This is a genomic window from Pseudodesulfovibrio piezophilus C1TLV30 (assembly GCF_000341895.1).
Lineage (GTDB): Bacteria > Desulfobacterota > Desulfovibrionia > Desulfovibrionales > Desulfovibrionaceae > Pseudodesulfovibrio > Pseudodesulfovibrio piezophilus.
Map to the genome: position 1 here is coordinate 1,617,998 of NC_020409.1, position 23,077 is coordinate 1,641,074.

Annotated in this window: 20 protein-coding genes and 1 tRNA gene; 13 read left to right on the forward strand and 8 right to left on the reverse strand. The window is 51.5% G+C overall.

Annotation, left to right across the window (positions count from 1 at the left end; all coding sequences use genetic code 11):
- Position 1: 1 nt before the first annotated feature.
- Positions 2-316 carry a pyrimidine/purine nucleoside phosphorylase gene (gene ppnP, locus BN4_RS07775; RefSeq protein WP_015414832.1) on the reverse strand — a complete coding sequence of 105 codons (315 nt, stop codon included), beginning with the start codon at positions 314-316 and terminating at the stop codon, positions 2-4.
- A 221-nt stretch (positions 317-537) separates the two neighbouring features.
- Here ppnP and BN4_RS07780 point away from each other — a divergent pair, with 221 nt between their 5' ends.
- Positions 538-1,545, forward strand: coding sequence for a Gfo/Idh/MocA family protein (locus BN4_RS07780; protein WP_015414834.1), 1,008 nt, complete (start codon positions 538-540; stop codon positions 1,543-1,545).
- A 220-nt stretch (positions 1,546-1,765) separates the two neighbouring features.
- Here BN4_RS07780 and BN4_RS07785 read toward each other — a convergent pair whose 3' ends face one another.
- The 4 genes from BN4_RS07785 to greA form a co-directional block, all read right to left on the reverse strand.
- Positions 1,766-3,949, reverse strand: coding sequence for a glutamine synthetase III family protein (locus tag BN4_RS07785; RefSeq protein WP_015414835.1), 2,184 nt, complete (start codon positions 3,947-3,949; stop codon positions 1,766-1,768).
- A gap of 438 nt (positions 3,950-4,387) precedes the next feature.
- Entirely contained in the window at positions 4,388-5,035 is a 648-nt protein-coding gene (locus BN4_RS07795; protein ID WP_015414836.1) for an RluA family pseudouridine synthase, read from the reverse strand.
- Positions 5,032-5,814 (reverse strand): hypothetical protein, encoded by a 783-nt coding sequence (locus BN4_RS07800; RefSeq protein ID WP_041720824.1) that lies wholly within the window; start codon positions 5,812-5,814, stop codon positions 5,032-5,034. The genes BN4_RS07795 and BN4_RS07800 overlap by 4 nt, the downstream gene beginning before the upstream one ends.
- 68 nt (positions 5,815-5,882) lie before the next feature.
- Positions 5,883-6,377, reverse strand: coding sequence for a transcription elongation factor GreA (gene greA, locus BN4_RS07805; protein ID WP_015414838.1), 495 nt, complete (start codon positions 6,375-6,377; stop codon positions 5,883-5,885).
- 291 nt (positions 6,378-6,668) lie between these two features.
- Here greA and BN4_RS07810 point away from each other — a divergent pair, with 291 nt between their 5' ends.
- On the forward strand, positions 6,669-7,094 hold the full coding sequence (locus BN4_RS07810) for an RrF2 family transcriptional regulator (protein ID WP_015414839.1): 426 nt from the start codon (positions 6,669-6,671) through the stop codon (positions 7,092-7,094).
- Positions 7,095-7,390: 296 nt separating this feature from the next.
- Here the strand turns inward: BN4_RS07810 and BN4_RS07815 are convergent, their stop codons facing one another.
- Positions 7,391-7,801, reverse strand: coding sequence for a hypothetical protein (locus BN4_RS07815; protein ID WP_041720214.1), 411 nt, complete (start codon positions 7,799-7,801; stop codon positions 7,391-7,393).
- A 20-nt stretch (positions 7,802-7,821) separates the two neighbouring features.
- On the opposite strand from BN4_RS07815, the gene BN4_RS07820 reads away from it, so the two are divergent.
- The 6 genes from BN4_RS07820 to BN4_RS07845 all read left to right on the forward strand — a co-directional run bounded on the left by BN4_RS07820 (position 7,822) and on the right by BN4_RS07845 (position 16,607).
- Positions 7,822-9,441: an FAD-dependent oxidoreductase gene (locus tag BN4_RS07820; RefSeq protein WP_015414841.1), complete on the forward strand. Its 1,620-nt coding sequence runs from the start codon at positions 7,822-7,824 to the stop codon at positions 9,439-9,441.
- Positions 9,442-9,529: 88 nt separating this feature from the next.
- Positions 9,530-10,765, forward strand: coding sequence for a type III sulfide quinone reductase, selenoprotein subtype (gene sqr / locus BN4_RS07825; protein ID WP_015414842.1), 1,236 nt, complete (start codon positions 9,530-9,532; stop codon positions 10,763-10,765).
- Between the two features lie 18 nt (positions 10,766-10,783).
- Positions 10,784-11,491, forward strand: a complete 708-nt coding sequence (locus tag BN4_RS07830; RefSeq protein ID WP_015414843.1) for a DUF1641 domain-containing protein — start codon at positions 10,784-10,786, stop codon at positions 11,489-11,491.
- Positions 11,492-11,798: 307 nt separating this feature from the next.
- On the forward strand, positions 11,799-12,152 hold the full coding sequence (locus BN4_RS07835) for a response regulator (protein ID WP_015414844.1): 354 nt from the start codon (positions 11,799-11,801) through the stop codon (positions 12,150-12,152).
- A gap of 105 nt (positions 12,153-12,257) precedes the next feature.
- Positions 12,258-14,240, forward strand: coding sequence for a hybrid sensor histidine kinase/response regulator (locus BN4_RS07840; protein ID WP_015414845.1), 1,983 nt, complete (start codon positions 12,258-12,260; stop codon positions 14,238-14,240).
- A gap of 45 nt (positions 14,241-14,285) precedes the next feature.
- Complete coding sequence (locus BN4_RS07845) at positions 14,286-16,607, forward strand: PAS domain S-box protein (protein ID WP_015414846.1); 2,322 nt, start codon at positions 14,286-14,288, stop codon at positions 16,605-16,607.
- Between the two features lie 328 nt (positions 16,608-16,935).
- Here BN4_RS07845 and BN4_RS07850 read toward each other — a convergent pair whose 3' ends face one another.
- Both BN4_RS07850 and purM read right to left on the reverse strand, forming a co-directional pair.
- Positions 16,936-17,358, reverse strand: coding sequence for a rhodanese-related (seleno)protein (locus BN4_RS07850; RefSeq protein WP_407635865.1), 423 nt, complete (start codon positions 17,356-17,358; stop codon positions 16,936-16,938).
- Positions 17,359-17,537: 179 nt separating this feature from the next.
- Positions 17,538-18,599: a phosphoribosylformylglycinamidine cyclo-ligase gene (gene purM / locus BN4_RS07855; RefSeq protein WP_015414849.1), complete on the reverse strand. Its 1,062-nt coding sequence runs from the start codon at positions 18,597-18,599 to the stop codon at positions 17,538-17,540.
- Between the two features lie 281 nt (positions 18,600-18,880).
- Here purM and BN4_RS07860 point away from each other — a divergent pair, with 281 nt between their 5' ends.
- From BN4_RS07860 to BN4_RS07880, 5 genes are all read left to right on the forward strand, one after another.
- Positions 18,881-19,231 carry a hypothetical protein gene (locus tag BN4_RS07860; protein WP_015414850.1) on the forward strand — a complete coding sequence of 117 codons (351 nt, stop codon included), beginning with the start codon at positions 18,881-18,883 and terminating at the stop codon, positions 19,229-19,231.
- 34 nt (positions 19,232-19,265) lie between these two features.
- The gene (gene amrS, locus BN4_RS07865) at positions 19,266-20,282 is read left to right on the forward strand and encodes an AmmeMemoRadiSam system radical SAM enzyme (protein WP_015414851.1); all 1,017 of its coding nucleotides are present in this window, start codon (positions 19,266-19,268) and stop codon (positions 20,280-20,282) included.
- A 146-nt stretch (positions 20,283-20,428) separates the two neighbouring features.
- Positions 20,429-20,505 (forward strand) — tRNA-Pro (locus tag BN4_RS07870).
- A 293-nt stretch (positions 20,506-20,798) separates the two neighbouring features.
- On the forward strand, positions 20,799-22,175 hold the full coding sequence (locus BN4_RS07875) for an SLC13 family permease (protein ID WP_015414852.1): 1,377 nt from the start codon (positions 20,799-20,801) through the stop codon (positions 22,173-22,175).
- A 119-nt stretch (positions 22,176-22,294) separates the two neighbouring features.
- Positions 22,295-22,636 (forward strand): DsrE family protein, encoded by a 342-nt coding sequence (locus BN4_RS07880; RefSeq protein WP_015414853.1) that lies wholly within the window; start codon positions 22,295-22,297, stop codon positions 22,634-22,636.
- Positions 22,637-23,077 lie beyond the last annotated feature (441 nt).

Sequence of the window (23,077 nt, forward strand, 5' to 3'; positions counted from 1 at the left end):
CCTAATCTACGTATGAGCAGCAGTAATCGGTGACCTCGGCCACCTTGATTTGAAAAGAAGAATCAGCAGGCACGTTAAAGCTTTCGCCTGCTTTGAAGGTCTCCCACTCGTGACTCTCGGGAAGCAGAACCGACAGTTCTCCAGTGGTGATATCCATGATCTCGGCTTTTTCCGTGCCGAATTCATATTCTCCGGGCAACATGACTCCCAATGTTTTCACCGAACCATCGGCAAAAGTAATCTTCCGACTACTGACATTTCCGTCAAAATAGATATTTGCCGATTTATTCACGGTGACTCCTGCGAACTCGTCCATCATCCCTCCCGGGTTCGACTTTTTCTAATCGTCCAATCTGAATCTTTTTCAACAAATCCGTATTAATATAATACTTGCCAGAGACCCGAAACGTCAAGGACTGACACGGTCTCTCCTTTTCAAACACGCGCATAATTCGCTTCCAACGCAACTTTTCGCTGACCATTGCCAGGAGTTGCTCACTTATTGTAGGTTCGTCTGAAAATCACAAGGATATCCATATGAAAAAAATTCGCCTCGGCATTCTCAGCACTGCCAAAATCGCGCTCACCAAGGTCATCCCAGCCATGCAGTCCGGTCGTTATACAGAAGTAACCGCCATTGCTTCCCGATCTATTGAAAATGCCCAAAAGGCCGCATCGGAACTCCATATTCCTCAAATTCATGAAACGTATGAAGCACTCCTCGCTGACCCTGAGATCGACGCCGTTTATATTCCGCTCCCCAACCACCTGCATATTCCATGGACCATCGAGGCCATGAAAGCCGGTAAGCATGTCCTCTGTGAAAAACCCATCGGCCTGGACACCAACGAGGTCAACCAACTCATCGACGCAACCAGCCGCTATCCCAATCTCAAAGTGATGGAAGCCTTCATGTATCGCCACCATCCCCAATGGGTCGAAGCCAAACGACTGATCAAGGCTGGAGAGATTGGCGAATTCATTACTCTCCAATCGTTTTTCTCCTATTTCAACACCGACCCGGAAAACATTCGCAACAAGGCTGACATCGGCGGTGGTGGCCTCATGGACATAGGGTGCTACAACATTTCACTTTCCCGCTTTCTTTTTGATGCCGAACCCAAAAGGGTTTGCGGCTTCATGAACACCGATGCCAAATTCGGAACCGACCGTCTCTTCTCCGGCATGCTGGATTTTTCAGGCAGAATTTCCACTTTTACCTGCGCCACCCAACTCACCGCGTACCAGCGTGTAAACATTCTCGGAACGTCTGGTCGCATTGAAATACTCATCCCGTTCAATGCCCCGCCCAATGCTCCCACGCAGATAATTCTCCAGCGCGACATGTTGGAAGACGAAGAAGACAAGCTTCGCACCATAACGTTTGGTGTTTCAGACCAGTACACCCTCCAGGGAGACCTTTTTGCCAAATCGATACTCGACGACACCCCTGTCCCGACTCCCCTCACCGATGCCTGGGCAAACATGCACACTCTTGAGGCTCTCTTCACAAGCGCACAATCCAACCAATGGGTTGTTTGTTAACTGGAATCATTCCATGAAGACTGATCATATTCATGGAGTCACACCAATCTCCACTGCTTCAAAAAAAGCTTGCACCACTGGGTCGCACAGCGATCGGTGATAAAGAGAAGGACATTCCCACCTCGGGATTTCATACAGTTCTAGCCGCTCCCCAAGTCCGGATAAGAAAAAGGCCCACACATTGTGCAGGCCTTTTTCATTTATATTTTCCTCACCAAGGCTACTTGATGAAAAGGATTTCCTGATAGCTGGGAAGCGGCCACAGATCATCGGCCACTTCGCCTTCGAGGGTATCGGCTACAGCGCGAACATCCAGCATGGCTGGCAGAATCTTGCTGGTCTTGTATTGAGCTTCTTCCTCTATGGACTTGAAGTCTTCCTTGATCATCAGCTTCTCAAGAGCAACGATGGACTTATCCAACTTGCCGACCAGATCAGTGATGGCGGACAAGGCAGGAGTTTCAGCTTTGACACCGGCGGCCTTCAAATTGGCGGCAGTGCCAGCCAACTCGCCCTGGTAACGCATGGCTGCGGGCAGGATGATGGTCTTGGCAATCTTGACGACCAACTGGGATTCGGTCTGAATATGCTGATTGTACTGCTCATGGTAGATTTCACAACGGGAGTGCAGCTCGTCAGCAGACAGGACGCTGTATTTCTCGAAGAGTTCGATGACGTCCTTTTCGATCATGGCGGGCAGCGCATCCGGGGTGGTCTTCAGGTTGGGCAGACCGCGCTTGGCAGCTTCTTTCTGCCATGCATCAGCATATCCATCGCCATTGAAGACAACATGTCCGTGCTTCTTCATGATACCCTGGATAACCTTCTGACACGCAGCGCTGAGTTTGGAAGCATCACCCTTGGTGATTTTTTCAATCTCATCGGCAACGAAATCGAGAGATTCGGCCATCATGGTATTCAGGGCTACCTGAGCACCGGCGATGGACTGATCAGAACCGACAGCACGGAACTCGAAACGGTTGCCGGTGAAGGCGAACGGTGAAGTACGGTTACGGTCACCGGAATCCATTGGCAACGGAGGCAGTGTATCGACACCGACACGGAGCATGCCTTTGGCTTCGGTTCCTTTGAGATCACCCAACTCGATCTGGTTGAAGATCTCTGCCAATTCTCCACCCAGGAAGATGGAAATAATGGCAGGAGGAGCTTCATTGGCACCCAGACGGTGATCGTTACCAGCGCTGGCAACAACGGAACGAAGCAACTTGCTGTATTTTTCCACAGCGCGGATAGTGGCGGCGGTGATAGCCAGGAACTGCATGTTCTCAGCCGGAGTATCGCCCGGAGAGTACAAAGAACCCTGAGTCGGAGTGGACAGGGAATAGTTCAGGTGCTTCCCGGAACCATTGATACCGGCGAACGGTTTTTCATGCAACAGACACGCCATGCCATGACGTTTGGCAACGGACTTCAGAGTGGTCATGATCATCTGATTGTGATCAGTGGCCAGGTTGGATTGCTCATAGAGCGGTGCGATTTCGAACTGGCCAGGAGCAACCTCGTTATGACGGGTTTTGACAGGCACGCCGAGTTTGTAGAGTTCCCGTTCGACTTCCAGCATGAAAGACAGAACGCGACGCGGGATGGCACCAAAGTAGTGGTCATCCAATTCCTGCCCCTTGGCAGGTTTGGCGCCAAACAGAGTCCGTCCGCAGACCATCAGGTCAGGGCGGGCAAAGTAGAAATTACGGTCAAGCAGAAAATACTCCTGCTCGGGACCGGCGTTGGAAACAACCATGTTTCCATCATCGTTGCCAAAGAGAGACAGGAAGCGGCGTCCGGCTTTATTAATAGCCTGATTTGCGCGCAGCAGCGGAGTCTTTTTGTCCAGCGCATGTCCCTTCCAGGAAATGAAGGCAGTGGGAATGCACAGGAAGGTACCATTGGGATTTTCCAGAATGTAAGCCGGATTGGTCAAATCCCAGGCAGTATATCCACGAGCCTCGAAAGTCGCGCGCAAACCGCCGGACGGGAAGCTGGAAGCATCAGGTTCGCCCTGGATGAGCAGCTTACCGTCAAATTCTGCAATAGCACCACCTTGGCCGTCAGGGGACAGGAAACCATCATGCTTTTCAGCAGTCAGCCCAGTCAGAGGATAGAAAACGTGAGTGTAGTGGGTTGCACCTTTTGCGATGGCCCACTCTTTCATGGCGGCGGCAATGGGACCGGCGATGGTCGGGTCCATTTCTTCGCCAGCCTGTTTGGTGGCCATCAGAGATTTATATATCTCTTTGGGCAGCATTGCCTTCATGACCTTGTCACTGAAGACATTGGAACCAAAGACGTCCGTCGGGGATGTCTCTGCAAAATTCAGTGGTTTAACAGTCGGTTGGTAGTTGGTCACCGCAGCAATGGCGGTCTGACGAGTCTGGTATCCGCTCATGTAAATACTCCTTCAGGCAAGTAAAAATGGATTTTCCGGCTCAATCCGGGCCAAAGGGCGCCTGACCCTTTATTATCTAGCCGAAGCTATAACCAAGTTATGTGCCAAATGATAATTAAGTAATCATAAAGGCATGTTATAGATTCAGACATCCTTTTGAAGCATGATAATCATACGAAATTGTAGTTTCCACCCCCTTTTTTCATGGTTTGGCATAACAATTTTGCAAAAAAAAACTTTTATTTCCTTAACTTGTTGAAATAAATAAGTTAAATAATAACATAAATGGGAACACATCTCTCCAAAAAAGGGAAAATACCCCCTGATATCCACGATTGACACTCTCATGAGGCAGAGTCTTCCTTGACGAAATGCCACTTTCGCTAAAAAAGGATCACTAAGAGAAGAACTCTTTGCTCTGATGAAGCACAAATCCGTCTAAAAAGGAGGTGGCGAGACAAATTCCATGGGTTGTCGTGTTTTCGGATGCCGAAAACGGAGAATTGAAGCATGTAATTTCAGCTGTCCTGGCGCTGTGCCGGTCCCGTAGAGACGATCTCCTACGATGGGGACACCAAGCCCCTTCTTATGGGCAGCGTGGAGCCTGAGCTGATGGGTACGACCGGTCAAGGGCATAAATTCCACACGAGTCATTCCATTCTCCACACCAAGCATGCGCCACCGGGTTGTTCCAAGCTTGCCCTTCTCGGGGTCATAAACCTGATATGGGCGATTGTCCGGATCCAGGCGGAAAGCCAATTCGATAAGACCGGCCTGTTCTTCGACAAGGCCTTCGAGAAGAGCTATATAACGCTTCCCTACCAGGCGGTCCATGAACTGCCCTGACAGTATCCTGTGCACAGCTTCAGTCCGAGCCATGACGATCAGCCCCGACGTATCCTGATCAAGCCGATGGACGGAAGGCTGATCAATACAATCGGGATACAGCTGTTTGAGTCGATTGACCACGCAGTCCTGATTGGCCTCCCCTTTTCCAGGAACGGAGAGCAGACCACTCGGTTTTTCGACAACAATAAATAACGGATCTTCGTGATGAATATTCAGGCCTTCAGGGACAACAGTCATGTTTCACTCGTCCCGCAGAGCATATGCCCGAGAATCCGCTGGCATTTTTCAGAACAGGCTGAATACATGCCGCCGTGCATCCGGCTTTTCGAACGATTTTCCCTGCCCACATAAAATTCGGCCAACCCAAGAGGCTTGAGAGAATGACGGGCGGCGTGGCCGAGAAGCTTCGGAGCACAACAATCACCCATGCCAGTGGGGATTCCCCCTTCCCCGACAACAACCTCTGACAAGGGCAGGTCTCTGCCGCCAAAGCTCGGAATGGAATAGAGCATATGTATATCTTTCATTAAAGCCTGAGATACGCTTTTACGTTTATCAATGAGAGCCTTTCTTTCCGGTGAACCGGCGGGCAACGCCTCGATCATCGCGCCGAGCCGTTTGATAAATCGCTCCACCCCGGAACTCATGGCAGCCAATCTGGAGACATCAATCAACGGAGGCACCCAGCCCTCAACATTCCAGATACCATTGTACTGCCCTGAAAAAGCCTTGAGCAAACCATACTGCCCGTCCGCATCCCGGCACACGAGCACACCAAACATCTGGCCACGCGCCTCACCATAAAGGGTCTCCGTCGCCAGGCGAGGATCGGCATCGCTCTCCGGCACGGAAAAATCAATGCGCTTTTCCTTTTCAAGCCTGCGAAACAACTCCCCGGCATATTTCGCTCCATAGCCCACAACCGTGCTATGGACCGTATCGCACCGAGCACAATACCCCTTTGCCGAAGTGCGGGTGTCAAACACCCCTGCAATTTGAATTGGTTCCATATGCATAAAAAAAGACCTCACGAAATGTTCCGCGAGGTCTTTGTACATGGTTTCTTCTCTGAAAAAAAGTGAAATTAATCGAGCTTCAACCCTTTGGAACCCAGGAATTCAACAGAGAGAATCTCATATTCAATACGCCCGCGAGGAGCCTCGACAATCACCTCTTCTCCCTCTTCCTTACCCAGAAGAGCCATTCCCATGGGGGACATGACCGATATCGAGCCATTCTTATGATTGGCATCATCCGGCCCGAGCAGCAGGAAGCGACGCTTCTCCTCCGTATCAATATCTTCGACTTCGACTGTGGCACCAAAGATGGCCCGGTCACCGTTCAAGGTATCGAGATCAAGGACATCAAACAAAGGCATCCGCGAATTGATATAGGAAATGCGAGCTTCAAGCATGCCCTGCCGCTCTCGAGCGGCATCATACCCGGCGTTCTCACTCAGATCCCCTTCTTCGCGAGCTTCCTTGATTGCCTGGATGATTGCCGGACGCTGCGCTTTGAGGTCCTCAAGCTCCTGCTTGATCTTTTCATACCCTTGCGTGGAGATGGGAATACGATCCATGTTTTCATACCTCATTTGTAAAAAAATATAAAAAAAAGATGCAGATTGCGCGGTGTCTCGGGAAGGGACCGCGCCCCTGCAACCAGTGTCTTCACTCTCGACTCATTGACCGATAAAACATCAGCGGGCTGCGGTCAAGTCACGAAAGCCGGTCTGTAACATTGGGAAAGGATGTTCACAAGCATACCCCCTTGACGTATCTACCTGATTGATTTAGTCAGGTAACCAATATGCATTGAGGGACGGGCGAAAGGGGAATTAACCCACTTCAATAACTAAGCGCAAAGAATCATGAAACTATCTGCACGGTCACGCTATGCAACCAGATTACTGCTTGATCTGGCATTGCATAATGACGACACACCGCTTCGGACAACTGTCCTTTCCGAATCTACCGGCATCACGGTCCAATTCATAGAACAGATTATCCGGCCCCTGAAAAAAGCCGGGCTTATCAAATCAAAACGTGGAGCGACAGGCGGACACATTCTCGACAAAGATCCCAAAACAATCACCGTCGGAGAGATCGTCCGAATCATGGAGGGAGGAATAACCCTCACTGACTGTGTTTCAGATGAGACCGCCTGTGAACGCTCTCCCACCTGCCGCACAAGACAGGTCTGGCAACGGGCATCCGAAGTTTTGGAACAGGAATTAGACTCCATCTCCCTTGCAGACCTGATGACCCACCCTAACGACAGTATACTTCTAGATTAAACCCCACACATTTTCCTCCCTCTCCTGAAAGTCGATAATTTCATACTTGCCAAGTATGGAATTATCGTAATTACAGACTTTTTCTTATTATTTATGGTTTTAAAAAGAAGCTGCAGCCCTCACAACTGCGTCATATCTTTCTTGTATCTTCAATTCTCTTTTCTAATAAGCTCCCAATATACCAATTGATATTTTTTTGAAAGGCTCCTTGACACGTTCCTTGTTTTGGGGTTAATCCAGAGTCGCCTAATCCGAATTGATTTAATACGAATTGAGTTAATCCAGATTAATTCAATTTAGACAAAATTAGTCTGAATAGGAAGAACGGAGGGCTGAACCTCCGAGTTCGTCGCGGAACTGGAGCGCACTGCTCCGAAACAACATGGCGGTAGCCAATGGCAAGCTCCAAGCTTCTCCAGCCTGTGACCGGCAGTCTGGACCACAAAGCCCACCAAAGGGTCGAAAGCGGACTCTCCGTTTTCACCCTCTCCAACCATACCGGTTCCCTTGAGAGTCTTCTCCAGCCCCTCAGCGAGACACTTCTCATGCCCCGAAAGCAGGGGATCGGGTTTTATGACGGAAATCGTGGAGGGTGCGCATCCCCTCGCTGCACCCTCCACGCCCGTCACATCGGCAGAGCTCCCTCTCCGGATGTTCCAACCAATTGCTGCACCCACACATGCAGTGATTCCCAATAGATCGTCCATACGATTGCACAGGAAACTCCATGTCCCACAAGATTATCCTCATAGGAGCGGACCAGCCCGCGCTTGACGCAGTGCTTTCCTACAAACGCACCACACCGGACGCTACGGCAACCGTCCTCTACCCGGAGTGCAATCCCCTGGCAGAATTTTCGTGCGTGACGCTCGATAGCTTCATGGGGAACGGAATCGACTTTCCCGAGAACCTTCGCGCCTGTGCCATAGCCCCTGAAGACAAAACCGTCATGGTCCGAGACAACTTCACTGGCGAGGAATCTCATCTGGAATATGACACACTCATTTTCGCCACAGGTTCCGCCCCGGCTCCCCTTGATGTCCCTGGCAGTTTTCTCAGCGGGATTCGTCGAGTGGGAGACTATAACGATGCGACACGGCTGACAGCTGCCGAAGGAACCAACGTGGTTATTGGGGATGGCCTGAATCTGCTTCTCGCCATTGCGCGATTATTGGATGATGCGGTCGGCACCATAGAAGTCATTCCATCATCCATTCCGCAAGCCTGCAAGCCTTTGGGCGACGCCATGACCGCCATGGTCCTGCATCATCTGACCCAAAAAGGTGTCATCATACACACCGGGGAAACCCTCAAGGCAATAGAAGGAACGAACCGGGCAAACCGTGTGTTGACCGACAAAAGAACCATTGAAGCCGCACGAATCATCAATGCGACATCCAATATTCCTGTCACCTGTATGGTTAAGGACGCGGGGCTCGACCTCGACACAACCGGCCATATTCTGGTGGACGATAACCTCAAGGCAGCCGATTCCATCTATGCCTGTGGCGGCTGTGCCTCTTTTATCAGCCCGGCCTGCGCCAAACCTATTCCCGGAGCCTCTGTCAAATCGACGGAACCAAGGCAGTCCCGCACCCTGGCAGCATCTTTGGCGGGCACGTCACAGCCCTTCCACGCGCCTGTCTGTGCTTACTCTATCCCGATGGGTGATATGACCGTCGCTGGCGCGGGGCTTTCCATGGAAGGCGCAAAAGAATGCGGGTTCACCCCCATGTCTGCCATGGTTGTTCAGTTTGACCGGGCCCATTTCATGCCCGAAGCGAGTCTGATGACTCTGGAACTGGTTTTTGATGCCCAAACCCGCCGCGTCGTCGGCATCCAGGGACTCGGGCAGTCAGGCGACGCCCTTGCCGGACGCATCAGCGCTGTTTCCGCCCTGCTCGCTTCACACCCCACAGTGGAAGATATAGCCAATCTTGAAGTCGCATATTCGCCTCCATTCGCTTCAGCCATGGACATCCTGAATACCGCAGGCAACGTGGCCGAGAACATCCTGTCCGGTTCCAACGAGGGCATCGACCCTCTCGAATTCGACACTCTTTGGCAAAACCGAGAATCCAACGAATATTTTTTTCTGGACTGCCGCGAATTCGGCAATGCGGAACCCTTCCTGGAGCGGCACCCGCTGCACTGGAACACCATTCCGCAGGGTGAGATAGCCCGCCGTGTAGCCGAGGTTCCAAGAGATAAAAAAGTCATCCTCATCTGCAACAGCGGTGCTCGCTCATACGAGGCTCAGGTGTGCCTCAAGGCTGCCGGAATAGAGGATGTCGTCAATGTTGACGGCGGTATGGTCGCCATCAAGCAATCCGGGGTCGAGATCTAATCTCCACCCACTCAGCACTGGTCATTATCCCTCTGCGGAGACAGGGGGTTGGAAAATGTATCTTTAATAACTTTTAAGGAGTCCTAGCATGAAAAAACTGGTTATTCTCGGCGCTGGCGCCGGCGGAACCATGGTCGCGACCAAGATGCGCGAGAAACTGGATCCGAAGGAATGGAAAATCACTGTCATCGACCGTGACTGGAAGCATCACTACCAGGCAGGTTGGCTGTTCGTTCCCTTCGGTATCTACAGCCTGGAAGACTGCGAAAAACCCAAGGCCGATTTCCTGCACGGCGTCGATTTTGTCCAGGACACCATCGTCAATGTCGATCCCGAGAAGAAGCTCGTCACCTGCCAGGGCGGCAAGTACGATTACGACTGGATTGTCGTGGCAACTGGCTGTCGCATCATGCCCGACGAAATCGACGGTATGCTCGATGATTGGCGCGGCGATATCCATGACTTCTATACCCCTGACGGAGCCATGGCCCTGTTCAAGAAATGGAAGTACATGAAAGAAGGCCGCATTGTTCTGAACATTGCCGAAATGCCCATCAAGTGCCCTGTGGCACCTTTGGAATTTGTCTACCTGGCCGACTGGTTCTTTACCGTCAACGGTGTGCGCGAAAACATCGAGATCGACCTGGTCACCCCGCTGACCGGAGCCTTCACCAAGCCTGTGGCCGCCGAGATTCTGGGCCGCGTTTGTGAAGAAAAGAATATCAACGTCATCCCGAACTTCACCATCGACAACGTCAATGTCGGCAAGAAAGTCATCGAGGACGTCATGGGAGAAGAAGTACCCTACGACCTGCTCGTCGCCATTCCGCCGAACTTCGGCGCCCAGTGCCTGATGGACTCCGAGATCACTGATCCCATGGGATACATGGCAACAGACAAGCACACCCTGAAGTCCTCCCAGTTCGAAAACATGTACATCATCGGTGACGCAACCAACTGCCCGACATCCAAAGCCGGTTCCGTCGCTCACTACGAAGCCGACATCGTCGTGGACAACATGCTTCGTGAGATGGACGGCGAAGAAGCCCGTCCCGAATTCGACGGTCACTCCACCTGTTTCATCGTTTCCGGTTACGAAAAAGCCTACCTCATCGACTTCAACTACGATGTCGAGCCGCTGCCGGGTAAATACCCATTCCCCGGTCTCGGACCCTTTGCCCTGCTCGGTGAGAACCACCAGAACTACTGGGGCAAGATGATGTTCAAGTGGGCCTATTTCAACCTGATGCTGAAAGGTCACGAGCTGCCGCTGGAATCCCAGATGTTCATGGCTGGTAAGATGCGCCACGTGGCCGGAAAATAACCAGGCGGAGGCACTATCATGAGTAATGAAGCAATAATGGAACGCCTCGACAAGATCGAGGAAAATATCGCCTTCCTGACGGAACGGGCGAAAGCGACCGAAGAACTCAAGAATGACCTGACGCCGATCATGCATGACGGTTTCAAGGTTCTCATGAGCGAATTCGGAAGCATCGAGCATGGCTTCCAGCTTGAAGATCTCACCGAGTTCATCAAGAAGATGATGGTCAGCATGAAAAACATGACCTACATGCTCGACAAGATGGAAGACATCATCGACCTGTGGAAGACCATTGCTCCGCTGCTGCAGCACTCCGTGCCCCAGCTCATCGAGTACATGGATACCCTGGAGCAGAAAGGCGTCTTTGACACCTACCGCGCCATGATCGAGATCCGTGCCAAAGTCGCTGAGACCTATGGCGTGGAAAACATTCGCAACATGGGAGACTCTTTTGTCTTCCTGGTCGGAATGCTCGAAAAGCTGGGCGATCCCAAAGTTCGCATGATGATCGAAGGCGCTGCCAATGCCTTCTCCGAACTGGATCTGACCACGGTCAAACCCACCGGGCCTCTGGGCATGGTCGGCGGCATGGCATCCAAAGACGCCAAGCGTGGCCTGGGCATTATGCTCGAAATGACCAAGACCCTCGGAAAAATTGGCCTGGAAGTCCCCAAAGTGGACGCTCTGGCCAATCAGAAAGCCGCAGCCAAAGCTGCCGCCAAATAGCATCACTGACGTGGGCGGTCCTTCCAGGATCGCCCACGATATAAAAATACGCCCTTAATTGTTCTGGCTATTGCCAGGACTCCGCGACGGCCCGTGTCGCCCCTTGCTTGCAAGGCCCAAGGCATGGAGCTGGCCTTGGCGACACGGGCCCCTCACGGTGTATGGACACCATCGCAAAAAAGAACTGATACGAGGAAGTCCCAGGGCAAACTTCATCCCAGCTCCTTTCCATGAAAATCGAGTCACGGCCCGGTTCTCAAGGCTCAGTTGACCCCTCAGCCGAGGCTCCAAATATACGAGGTTTGATATGACCAAGAAAATCCTGATTATCGATGATGATCCCGCTATCGTGGAGTTCCTGGAAGACCTTCTTCAAGACGCCGGTTTTGCCACGGTCACAGCCTTCAACGGCGGCGAAGGGCTGGATAAGCTCACCTCTGAATCACCCGACCTTATCACCCTGGATATGGATATGCCTGAAAAGGGAGGTGTCCTCTTCTATGCGACCCTGCGCAAGGACGAAGCCACCAGGGATATCCCGGTCGTGATCGTCAGCGGCGTCGGCCCGCGTCCTCCGGCTGTCGGCAAAGATGTCCCCGTCATCACCAAGCCCATTGATACCGATGCACTGATGGCCTGCATAACCACTCAGCTCGGCTAATGACTTTTCCCAGGGAAGGGGCAGGTTTCCTGCCTGAATAGGGTCTGCGCGCGGGGGGGGACGTCCTCCCGCGCGCGGTTCTCAAAACACACTCCAGGCTCTGCCATGACTGAAGCTCCGCTCTATGCTGCCTCACACCCGTTTTCGGTCTTGCTCGTTGATGACGAGGAAGATATCCGCGAACTGCTTGGCATGCTCCTCAACGACCTCGGCTACACCGTTCAAACGGCGAAAAATGGTCAAGCTGCTCTCGAACTTTTCCGAACGGTCCAGACCACGGAAAGGCCGGATATCATCCTGACGGATATCAAGATGCCCGGCATGGACGGCATCGAACTCCTTCGCACCATCAAGGCTGAAGCACCCGAAATCGAAGTGATCATGATCTCCGGTCATGGTGACATGCAACTCGCCATCGAATCCCTCAAATTTCAAGCCGCTGACTTCATCACCAAACCTATTGACGACGACATTCTGGCTATTGCCCTGAACAAAGTGACGGAAAAGCTCTCTCTACGCCGCCAGATCAAGGAACATACAGAAAATCTCGAACGACTTGTCGAGGAAAAGTCCGCGCGCGTTGTGGAACTGGAACGTCAGACCGCGGCCGAACAGATTGTGGACGGATTATCCAGTGCCATGTCCATCATTTCCGATGACGTGGATGACTCCGGTGTTTTCAATGAGCTTCCCTGTTTCATTTCCATCCACTCCTCGGACCTCAAAGTCATCACAGCCAATGGTTTGTATGAACAACGCTTTGGCGACAGAACAGGCGAATCCAGCCGGTCCATATACACCTCTCATACAGGTCAGGGCAGTTGTCCTGCTTATGAAGCTGTCGCCACCCGCCTCGGCGGACGAAGCACAGCCACGCTCATGGGACTCGATGGCGCGGAAATTCCAGCCGTTGTTTATACCGCTCCCATTACCGGGAATGATGGCAAAGTCTCTTTGGTCCTGGAGGTGGCCGTGGATGTTTCCGAAGTCAATCGCCTCCAAACGGCTTTGACCGCTACCCAGCATAAATACGAACGCCTTTTTGATCAGGTCCCGTGCTACATAACAGTCCAGGATCAAAATATGCGCATTGTCGAAGCCAATGCCCGCTTTCGTGAAGACTTCGGTTTTGACCGCGGTCCCAATTGCCACCATGCTTACAAGAATCTCAACGACGTGTGCGACGGATGCCCCGTGCAAAAGACTTTTTCCGACGGTCTCCCCCATCAACGGGAAACAGTGGTGACATCCAAAAACGGCACACAGATCGATATCCTGGTCTGGACAGCGCCCCTTCGCAATGAGCATGGGGAAATCGAACACGTCCTCGAAGTCTCGACCAATATTTCCAAAGTCCGGGCCTTGCAGAACCAATTAACCAGCCTCGGCATGATGCTTGGCTCCATGTCTCACGGCGTCAAAGGATTGCTGACTGCCATAGACGGTGGCATCTATCGAGTCGAATCCGGCCTCAGCAAAAACGACATGGATCGCGTGGACAAAGGATGGAAGGTCGTCAAACACCGCATAGGCCATATGAAAAAAATGGTCATGGATATCCTCTATTACGCCAAATCGCGCGAATTGGAATTGTCCCGGACGACACTGGGAGACTATGCCACGGATCTTGCGGACCTGATCGCGCCCAAAGCCGCAGACCATGACATTTCGTTTGTCCGTCGCTTTTCCCAGCCAACAGTCACATTCGAAGCTGACGTCGCTGCCCTTTCATCCGCATTGGTCAATTTCCTGGAGAATGCCATGGATGCCTGCGTCTTCGACCGCTCCACCACCCGACACTGTGTCACCTTCACCGTTTCCGCAGATTCCAAAACAGTCCACTTCGAAATCACTGACAACGGCATAGGCATGGATCGCGAGACCCGCGAAAACATGTTTACCCTGTTCTTTTCCTCCAAGGGCGCAAACGGCACCGGTATAGGACTGTTCATATCAAATCAGGTCATCGCCAGGCACAACGGGACCATTGATGTGGACTCCAGCGTGGGCAAAGGGACACATTTTCACATCCGCATTCCAATGACTCAAGCGGGCTGTGAGAACTGTATGGAGAGCGTGACCGGCTGACATCCGAGGCTCGTCAGTCGGTCTGCTCCTCCACCGGAGAAAACCATGTTCACCGCCTTCAGCGACTGTTTTGGGAAGCTGCAAAAGTCCCTCTCAATGAAACTTGTCATTCTGGTCATGTTTCTGACCACTCTCTCAATGACAGGCGTTTTCTTTGCCTATGCCGATAAAGAAAAAAACGATAATTTACGCAGGGCAGCCATGCGTGCCGAAGATCTCACCAAAGTCATACAAATCGGTCTTCGGTCTACCATGAACCAAATTCCTCACAAGGCAACAGCCGAATTTCTCACCCAGATAGCCGATCTTGAGTGTATTCATTCAGTCTCCATCCACGATGCCTCGGGACTTCTGCTCTTTTCCGGGAATGACAGCAGCCCAACTCTCCTTGACTTCAAGGACATACTCACACTTTTCATTTCCCGAAATCAGATTTCTCAACCGGGACAGGAATCTCTCCAGCATCAGGATTCTCTCATACCCAATGGAAATTCAGGGCGTTTTCTACGTCGAGTCAGTCTAATTCCCAATGAACAGGGATGTTCCACTCCCCTCTGTCATACCGCTCAAAATGACGCCCCATTCCTTGGCTCGCTGGAACTGACCATTCCAGTCGAGAGCAATAAAAAAGTTTTCACCATACGAAAGACGCTTCCCCTCTTGGTCGCACTGATCTCGCTCACCGGTATGCTGCTGACTCTTCTCATGACAACCAAATACATGATTCACCGTCCAATGCAGCGAATACTCCGGGGCATCCGTCGAATCGCGCATGGCGACTACACCACCGTTGTTACCGTCAACCAGCATGACCAGTTCGGACTTCTTGCCGAAACCATCAACCGCATGGCTCGCAATGTCGAGACTCACCATGCGGAACTCTCCCGGCAGCGAGCACTCTACCAATCGCTCTTCGAAGGTGTTCCCTGCCTGATTACCGTTCAGGACCGGAACTATACACTCCTTCGTTTCAACCAGGCGTTTGCCGATCGATTTAACGCCCAACCGGGTGATCATTGTTACGAAGCGTACAAAGGAAGGAATCGCAAATGTGACGAATGCCCTGTCGAACGCACTTTTGCCGACGGGTTGTCACATACAACCGAAGAAATAGGCTCCTACAAGGATGGAACCCGAGCACACTGGATCGTCAACACGGCTCCCATCTATGACGAAAAGGGGACAGTCGTGGCCGCCATGGAAATGAGCCTCGACATCACACAACGAAAACGCCTCGAAGAAGACCTCAGGGCTTCGGAACAAAAATACTATGCCATCTTCAACACCATCCCCAGCGCGGTTCTCGCTATTGACGCTGCCACTCATCACATTATTGACTGCAATAAAACTGCAATATCTCTGTATGGTTATACTAAGGGGAATTTAATCAGAAAGCCTTTTGAAAAATTGATTTCTCCTGACGAAATTGCCGCTCACAAAGATGCGTTTGCCACAACACTTTCGCTGCGCCGTACCAAGCACATTGACGCGAACAAAAAGGAATTCTGGGCCTCTGTGACTCTTTCGCGGACCCGTTTCCAGACACAAGATGTCCTTCTGACTGTGATTACCGATATCTCCGAACGAATCAGCTCAGAAGAACAACTGATCCAGGCCAGCAAAATGGCGACCCTTGGAGAAATGGCAACAGGTGTTGCCCATGAATTGAATCAACCCCTGGCTGTCCTTCAGATGATTGCCAATCTTTTTCGGCGCAAACTAAAGCACAACAAACCCATTGACGCTGAAACCGCCGGGAACATGGCAGACAAGATTACCAACAACGTCAACCGAGCTACCAAGATAATCAACCACATGCGCGAGTTCGGGCGCAAGTCAAACCTTGAGACGGAAGAGGTCCGACTTAACAGAGTCGTCCGCCGGGCTTTCGACCTTTTCAGCCAACAGCTCAAGCTCCATAATATCACCGTCGAATGGTATCTTGAGGAAGAGCAACCCATCATTCATGCCGATTCCAACCGACTGGAGCAGGTCTTTATCAACATGCTGATCAATGCCCGAGATGCCATTGAAGAACGCTGCGCCAATGCCGAGTGCTCTGCTCCCGAACGCTTCATCGTCATCCGTACCCGATCCACCCGTCGTTCTGTCATAGCCGAAATCCACGATTCCGGAACCGGCATACCCAAAGAACTTCTGCCTCGTCTTTTCGAACCTTTCTTTACCACAAAAGAAGTCGGGCAAGGGACCGGCCTAGGCCTCTCCATCTCTTACGGTATCGTCACCGACTACGGTGGGACCATTCATGTCACCTCCCCACGCTCCCATGGTTCTCGATTCACCATCACCTTTCCTCGCGCTGCCACAAGAAGCCAGAAGCAGTTAAAATCAAACACCTACCGATAAGCTCACAAAATATACATTGAAAGGTCTCTGAAAATGAACGAGAAGCTTTCGCTTGCCGCTACACACGCAACCGCTCTTTGGAAAAGGTTCACTGAAGCGAGAGAGAAGGCTCCAGAACATCCTCCACGGCCCCGCTCCTGAACAGACGATCATGCCCGCTCTTTGTCGGTTATACGGTAAACCGAGTCCCAACCTTGCAAGGATCACCCGATCCACTCAGGAAGAGTCCACTTAGCAAGTAAAAAAACAGACCCAAAGCATGCGAATGCAATGGGCCTGAAAGAGTCGAAGGGGAGCAGGCGGAAAACCGCTTTCACGGACCTTCCGATCATTTCATATCAGTGGGGTATCCTGCGTCCAACCAATCGTTCCATCCCCCCTTGAGAGCATAGACCTTGCTGAATCCCTTTTTCATGAGTGCCTGTGCCACCCGAGCACTGGTATACTCATTGGGTCAGGCGCAATACAGAACAAACGTCTTGTCCCGATCCATAGAGGTAGCCCATGCATCAACATCATTATACGGCTTTCTGACACTGTTCCTGATCATTTTTTCACTTCCGTCAAAATCCTTTCCACGGCGAACATCAATGATAATGACTTCATCTGAATCCAGGCGTGACAACAACTCTGTTCCGGTCATACGCGGAACTCTATCCCCGACGAAACCAGGCCCAGCCGAAACCGAAATCCCCCACACAAGACAAAGAAGGGCTGCTCCAATGGCTAACCCTCTTGTTATTCTTTTCATCTCTCCCTCCAAAGTATACAGACTCTGCCCGCCTCAAACCAAAGACGCGCACTCAAAGATATTAAACCTGAAACGGGATCATAGCTCAAGACAAGAAATTCTCTTGAACCCAGGCTTCCCCCCAAAAAAAGCTCCGCCTGCCAGACAGACGGAGCTTTACAGAAAAAAACAATGGGGAATTAGGGAAAAACTATTTCCACCTGCTCAGCCGCAGGTTCGCGCTTGACGATCTCACCGATGCGATATGCGTCCACATCATCACGAGCATCAAGTATCTCCAGCGCGGATTCGGCGGAGTCACAATCGCAAATCAGAATATACCCGATACCGCAGTTGAAGATCTGGAGCATTTCCGGCCAGGAGAGATCCCCTTCATTCTTGAGCCAGTCAAAAATGGGCAGCATCGGCCAAGAGCCGAACTCCACTGAAGCGGCTGTGTCTTCGGGCAGGATACGGGGAACGTTGTCGTAAAAACCACCTCCGGTCACATGAACCATGCCTTTAATGGGCAGGGTCTTCATAAGCTCAAGGACCGGTTTGACGTATATTTTCGTGGGCTCGATAAGGACATCAGCCACGGTCGCATCCGTTCCGGGGAAAATATCATCATTCTTGAGACCGGATTGCGTCAGAATTTTGCGAATAAGCGACCAGCCGTTTGAATGCGCACCAGTTGAAGCAAGACCGATAAGGACATCGCCCGGAGAAACATCTTTACCCGAAACAAGCTTGGGGGAATCGACCATCCCCACAGCAAACCCGGAAAGATCATATTCTCCATCGGGATAAAAACCTGGCATTTCTGCGGTTTCTCCTCCCAACAAGGCACAATCAGACTGGCGACACCCTTCACAGACACCGGAGACAACCTGCTCGGCAACACCGGATTCGAGCTTTCCCGTGGCAAAATAATCGAGAAAGAAAAGAGGAGCCGCACCCTGCACCAAAACATCATTCACGGACATGGCAACCAGATCAATCCCCACAGTGTCATGCCGGTCAAACATGAAGGCCAACTTGAGCTTGGTCCCCACACCATCTGCCCCGGCCACCAGCATGGGAGCCTCCATTCCAGCCACATCAGGCTTGAACAGTCCTCCGAAGCCACCAATATCAGTCGCCACACCAGGCGTGAAGGTGGACTTCACCATATCCTTGATCCGACTGACGAATTGATTGCCAGCTTCGATATCCACACCAGCTGCGGTATATGCCTTGGAACGTTTGGCGCTGTCGCTCATCTCACTCTCCTCAAAAAAATATTACTTTCAGGTCATGCCCGAATGGTGAACAGTGCGGAAAAACCGGAACCAGAGTCCTCGGCATACTCAAGAAGAGATTACCAAACCATATGCCCGGCGTCATCCCCTCAAACCTCTCATGAAGCCAGGGTGGGTTATAGATTGTTGGCGCACCAAGTTCAAGCGAAGACTTGTACGGCGCATCATTTGCATTGTCATTTTCACAAGAGCCGCCTATTTTAAGGCAAACACGAGAAAAAGTGAGTACTCAGGAGGTAAGCATGCGTCATCTTAACAAGATATATATTACGGTTGTTACTGTTATTATTTTGACGTTCTCCCTTGCCTCTGCCGAATCAAAATTCAAGAATGAAGATACTGCCGCCAATCGGCAGGACAATGTCTTCGGCACCGATCAGGCCGAAGATACCAGCACAACCAAATTCGGCAAGGATGAAACAGGTAGCACCACCATCAAGACCAAGGCACGACCCAAGAAAGAGCCTGTGGACTGGTATGACAAGATAATTATCACAGTCAACCCGGAAACCAAGTGGCCCACGGACGGCACCACCACAACGACCACCTATGACAATGCCACCGACACGCAGACAACAACGACGACACAATAACCCCATTGATCAGGGAAATGAGGGAAATGCCTCCATGCATGAAGCCCGGCTGTGGAAACCACTTCGAAAGCCCCTTGTCCAGTGTCAACTCTGCAATCATTTTTGTCTCATCAAACCAGACATGCGCGGTCGATGTGGAGTTCGGGAAAACATTGACGGCACTCTCTACACCTTGAATTATGGAAGAGTCGCGGCGGTGAATCTTGACCCGATCGAAAAAAAACCGCTCTATCATTTCCAGCCGGGTACACAAACCTATTCCTTTGCAACCATGGGGTGCAATCTAAGCTGCTCATTCTGCCAGAACTGGTCCATTTCCCAACCTCCACGAGTTGATGGAACTCTTGAAGGTCAGCCAAGGAGTCCCGAGATGCTGGTCAGGGAAGCTCTCCGCCTCAATGCATCATCCATTGCCTACACCTATACTGAGCCAACCGTATTTTTCGAATTGATGCACGATACTGCCCAGCTTGCTAGAAATAATAAATTAAAAAACGTTATGGTTTCAAATGGATACATGAGTCGCAAATGTCTTGATGCGCTCGGCCCTGATATAGATGCCATCAACGTGGACCTCAAATGTTTTACAGAAGATTTTTATCAGGATCTTTCCGGCGCGGCCCTGGCTCCGGTTCTTGAAAATCTTCGGTATATCAAGAACGAATTGAAATGGTGGTTGGAAGTCACCACACTGCTTATCCCCGGAAAAAATGATTCAGCCCACGAACTCAATGCCCTGACGGACTTTCTTGTTTCGGAATTGGGACCGGAAACACCCTGGCATATATCACGGTTTCACCCGGATTATAAGATGGGCCGAACACCGGCAACATCTCGCGACAGCCTGGACATGGCCTATGAAATTGGTTGTCAAAAAGGGCTCAAATATATCTATATCGGCAATATGCCGGGTCTCGACAGGCAGCACACGCACTGCCCCGGTTGCGGTCATCGGGTGATCACCCGCTCAGGCTTCGGTGTGGCCCTGACAGAACTGGAGCATGGGACGTGCTCTCAGTGCGGTAAAAAGATCCATGGTATAAATTTATGATGTTCGGACTTGCCAAGGGGATTCTTTTTCAGTAGGTATTCACTCCCTTCGACGGAATATCAGCTTTTGGCTGGGACCGTCAGAGTCACCCGCCCACCAGAATACGGGCTTCTCCAGTTCACTGGAAAACAAGGGTGCGAAACAGTCGGGGCATGGCGCAGTCTGGTAGCGCGCCTGCTTTGGGAGCAGGATGCCGGGAGTTCAAATCTCTCTGCCCCGACCACGAAAATCAAGTGACTTCAGGTGATCACCTGAGGTCACTTTTTTTCAATGGCGTCAACTTTCCTTGAAAAATCGGGAAGAGGGACTCCATGTATTGAGTCTCTCTTCCTGTTTATTTGCCAAGTGAATTACCGAGACTTCACTCCGTAGGCGACACTGGGCGATGAGTCTGGCACTACTTTTCCCTGCACCAATCATTTTCCAACCTGCGTCCGGCTTTGTTTGACTCTTTCCTTTGAAAAGGACAAAACATGGTAAGAAAACCACTTATGCCCGACTCCAGCAGGATGTGCCATGTTACGAAATATCTCCCGGCCCGCGATTTTTGCATTGTTGACACTTTGTCTGGGAATCCTGGCCGGGTACGCGACCAGAACAGCCGGGTCTCAAGTCCAATTGACGGGCATCGCAGTGACTTTGTTGATCTGCTGCTGGGGGTTCCGACTGACGGCAGAAGGAACGGCAGCCATGCTCTTCTTCCTGTTTCTCGCAGTGGGCCATGTCATTGAACCTCGCTCTATCTTCGGGGGCTTTTCCTCCCCTGCTTTCTGGTTGATCTTCTCGGGTCTGATCATAGGGAAAGCGATCAAGGTTTCCGGCTTGAGCGATCGGCTCGCTTACATATTTCAGGGGAAAGGCACAGGTTCATATGCTTCGGTCTTGGCTCGCGTGGTCATGGCCGCGGTCCTCTTCGCCTTCGTGGTCCCCTCTGCACTGGGGAGGATCATTATCCTCCTGCCTATGCTTGAAGCTGTAGCCCACAATTACGGATTCAAAAAAGAGGATACCGGATTCATCGGGATCATGCTGGCTGGTGTTCTCGGCACCTATTATCCGGGCTTCACCATCCTGCCGTCCAACCTCCCCAATATCATCATGGCCGGCTCTGCCGAAACCATCTACGGCATCACCATCGGCTACATGGATTATTTCCTTTTACATTTCCCGATTCTGGGCGCGGGCAAGGCTCTTCTTCTGTGGCTGTTCATACTCAAGGCTTTCCCGGCCACATTGACAGCGCAGGGGCAGGAACGCCCCCCCCAAGCGTGGCAACCGGCTGAACGAATTGCCCTTGTTGTTCTGGCTGCCGCCCTGATTCTCTGGATGCTCGACTCTATCCATGGTATTTCACCGGGCTGGATCAGCCTTGGTGCGGCATTGATCTTCCTCCTCCTGCCCAAATGGTTCGGCACGGAACTGTTCTCGGGCGTCAAGTTTGACACTCTGCTTTTCGTTGCCTGCGCTATCGGCGTGGGAGAAATAATTGAGGTTTCCGGGCTTGGAGCCTTTGCTTCCACCAGCCTCCTGCACATTGTCCCGCTTGACGGAGCAGGACCGGCCAAATCAGTCCCGGTGATTCTGACCATGTTCATGGGAACAGGACTCATGACCCTGATGCCAAGCATTCCATCCGTCTTCGTCCCATTGGCAGACGGTATCGCACAGGCCAGCGGGCTGCCTTTGAAATCTCTCCTAATGCTACTCGTCCCTGCCTTTTCATCCTTTCTTCTCCCATACCAAGCCCCTCCCCTCATCGTGACCATGCATTATGGCGGCATCACCTACCGAACCATGGCCAAGGTCACCCTCAGCATTTTCCTCTTCACTCTTCTGATCATCTTCCCCCTTGATCTGCTCTGGTGGAAACTGCTGGGCGTTCCTTTACACTAGGAATCACGAAACCCCACCGGGGAAGTCTGAATATTGCGCATCGCGGTCAACCGGATATCCTTGCCAAAAGCAATACGGCATTGTGCCGACTGCAATAAAAACACAGATTGGAGAGAACCATGTATTGCCTCTATGCGTTCAATGGAGACTTGATGTGCTTTGTCCATGTTCTGCTCAATGGGCTGGATATGCAGGAACGGGGGAAGGATGTCGCTATCGTCCTTGAGGGGGCTGCGGTCACTCTGGTCCCTGAACTGGAAAAAGTGAGCTGTCCTTTCCATGCTCTCTATAATAAGGCCAAAACAACGGGCCTGATTGACGGAGTCTGCAAAGCATGTTCGGCAAAACTCGGTGTGCTTGATGCAGTCAATGAAGCCGGGCTGGTCCTGCTTGATGACATGTCAGGGCACCCCTCCATGGCGGCTTATACCGAAAAGGGATACACAATCATCACCTTTTAACCCTCCTCGAAAACACCTCTTCCCTGGTAAGAGAGTGGAGACTCTCAGCTCTCTGGCCTTGCCATCACCCTGAGTTGCATTCACTTTTCGATCGAAACAGGGTGCCTCCATGCTTTTGCATCAATCCATTTCATGCGTGGGAACGCCTGAGCATGAATGTTACGCCATTTTATCCTGACTAAAAAAATCAACAATACAAGAGAATAAGAAGCGCATTGATGTGTCTTTTCGTGCAAAGGTATCTCAATTGGACATTTCGCAGAATATTGCTTAGATATTGGCCGTTTTTTGGGGAGAAAAAACGGAAAAGACAAAGGGAGTTCGTACAAAGTACGAGACAGGAGTATCTTTTCCGCTTGCAGACAAACGAGGCGGTCCCTCGTGTGTCTCTCTTCTTCATCCCGCGGACAAAGGCGGGGAGAATCTCAAACCATACAGGTG

What these genes read in the sequence shown, in the direction of transcription:
- BN4_RS07810 (WP_015414839.1), top strand. Translation starts at nt 6,669, where the DNA reads ATGAAACTATCTGCACGGTCACGCTATGCAACCAGATTACTGCTTGAT.
- BN4_RS07860 (WP_015414850.1), top strand. Translation starts at nt 18,881, where the DNA reads ATGCGTCATCTTAACAAGATATATATTACGGTTGTTACTGTTATTATT.
- BN4_RS07840 (WP_015414845.1), top strand. Translation starts at nt 12,258, where the DNA reads ATGACTGAAGCTCCGCTCTATGCTGCCTCACACCCGTTTTCGGTCTTG.
- BN4_RS07800 (WP_041720824.1), bottom strand. Translation starts at nt 5,814, where the DNA reads ATGCATATGGAACCAATTCAAATTGCAGGGGTGTTTGACACCCGCACT.
- BN4_RS07820 (WP_015414841.1), top strand. Translation starts at nt 7,822, where the DNA reads ATGTCCCACAAGATTATCCTCATAGGAGCGGACCAGCCCGCGCTTGAC.
- purM (WP_015414849.1), bottom strand. Translation starts at nt 18,599, where the DNA reads ATGAGCGACAGCGCCAAACGTTCCAAGGCATATACCGCAGCTGGTGTG.
- BN4_RS07815 (WP_041720214.1), bottom strand. Translation starts at nt 7,801, where the DNA reads ATGGACGATCTATTGGGAATCACTGCATGTGTGGGTGCAGCAATTGGT.
- sqr (WP_015414842.1), top strand. Translation starts at nt 9,530, where the DNA reads ATGAAAAAACTGGTTATTCTCGGCGCTGGCGCCGGCGGAACCATGGTC.
- greA (WP_015414838.1), bottom strand. Translation starts at nt 6,377, where the DNA reads ATGGATCGTATTCCCATCTCCACGCAAGGGTATGAAAAGATCAAGCAG.
- ppnP (WP_015414832.1), bottom strand. Translation starts at nt 316, where the DNA reads ATGGACGAGTTCGCAGGAGTCACCGTGAATAAATCGGCAAATATCTAT.
- BN4_RS07845 (WP_015414846.1), top strand. Translation starts at nt 14,286, where the DNA reads ATGTTCACCGCCTTCAGCGACTGTTTTGGGAAGCTGCAAAAGTCCCTC.
- BN4_RS07795 (WP_015414836.1), bottom strand. Translation starts at nt 5,035, where the DNA reads ATGACTGTTGTCCCTGAAGGCCTGAATATTCATCACGAAGATCCGTTA.
- BN4_RS07835 (WP_015414844.1), top strand. Translation starts at nt 11,799, where the DNA reads ATGACCAAGAAAATCCTGATTATCGATGATGATCCCGCTATCGTGGAG.
- BN4_RS07830 (WP_015414843.1), top strand. Translation starts at nt 10,784, where the DNA reads ATGAGTAATGAAGCAATAATGGAACGCCTCGACAAGATCGAGGAAAAT.
- BN4_RS07875 (WP_015414852.1), top strand. Translation starts at nt 20,799, where the DNA reads ATGTTACGAAATATCTCCCGGCCCGCGATTTTTGCATTGTTGACACTT.
- amrS (WP_015414851.1), top strand. Translation starts at nt 19,266, where the DNA reads ATGCATGAAGCCCGGCTGTGGAAACCACTTCGAAAGCCCCTTGTCCAG.
- BN4_RS07880 (WP_015414853.1), top strand. Translation starts at nt 22,295, where the DNA reads ATGTATTGCCTCTATGCGTTCAATGGAGACTTGATGTGCTTTGTCCAT.
- BN4_RS07780 (WP_015414834.1), top strand. Translation starts at nt 538, where the DNA reads ATGAAAAAAATTCGCCTCGGCATTCTCAGCACTGCCAAAATCGCGCTC.
- BN4_RS07785 (WP_015414835.1), bottom strand. Translation starts at nt 3,949, where the DNA reads ATGAGCGGATACCAGACTCGTCAGACCGCCATTGCTGCGGTGACCAAC.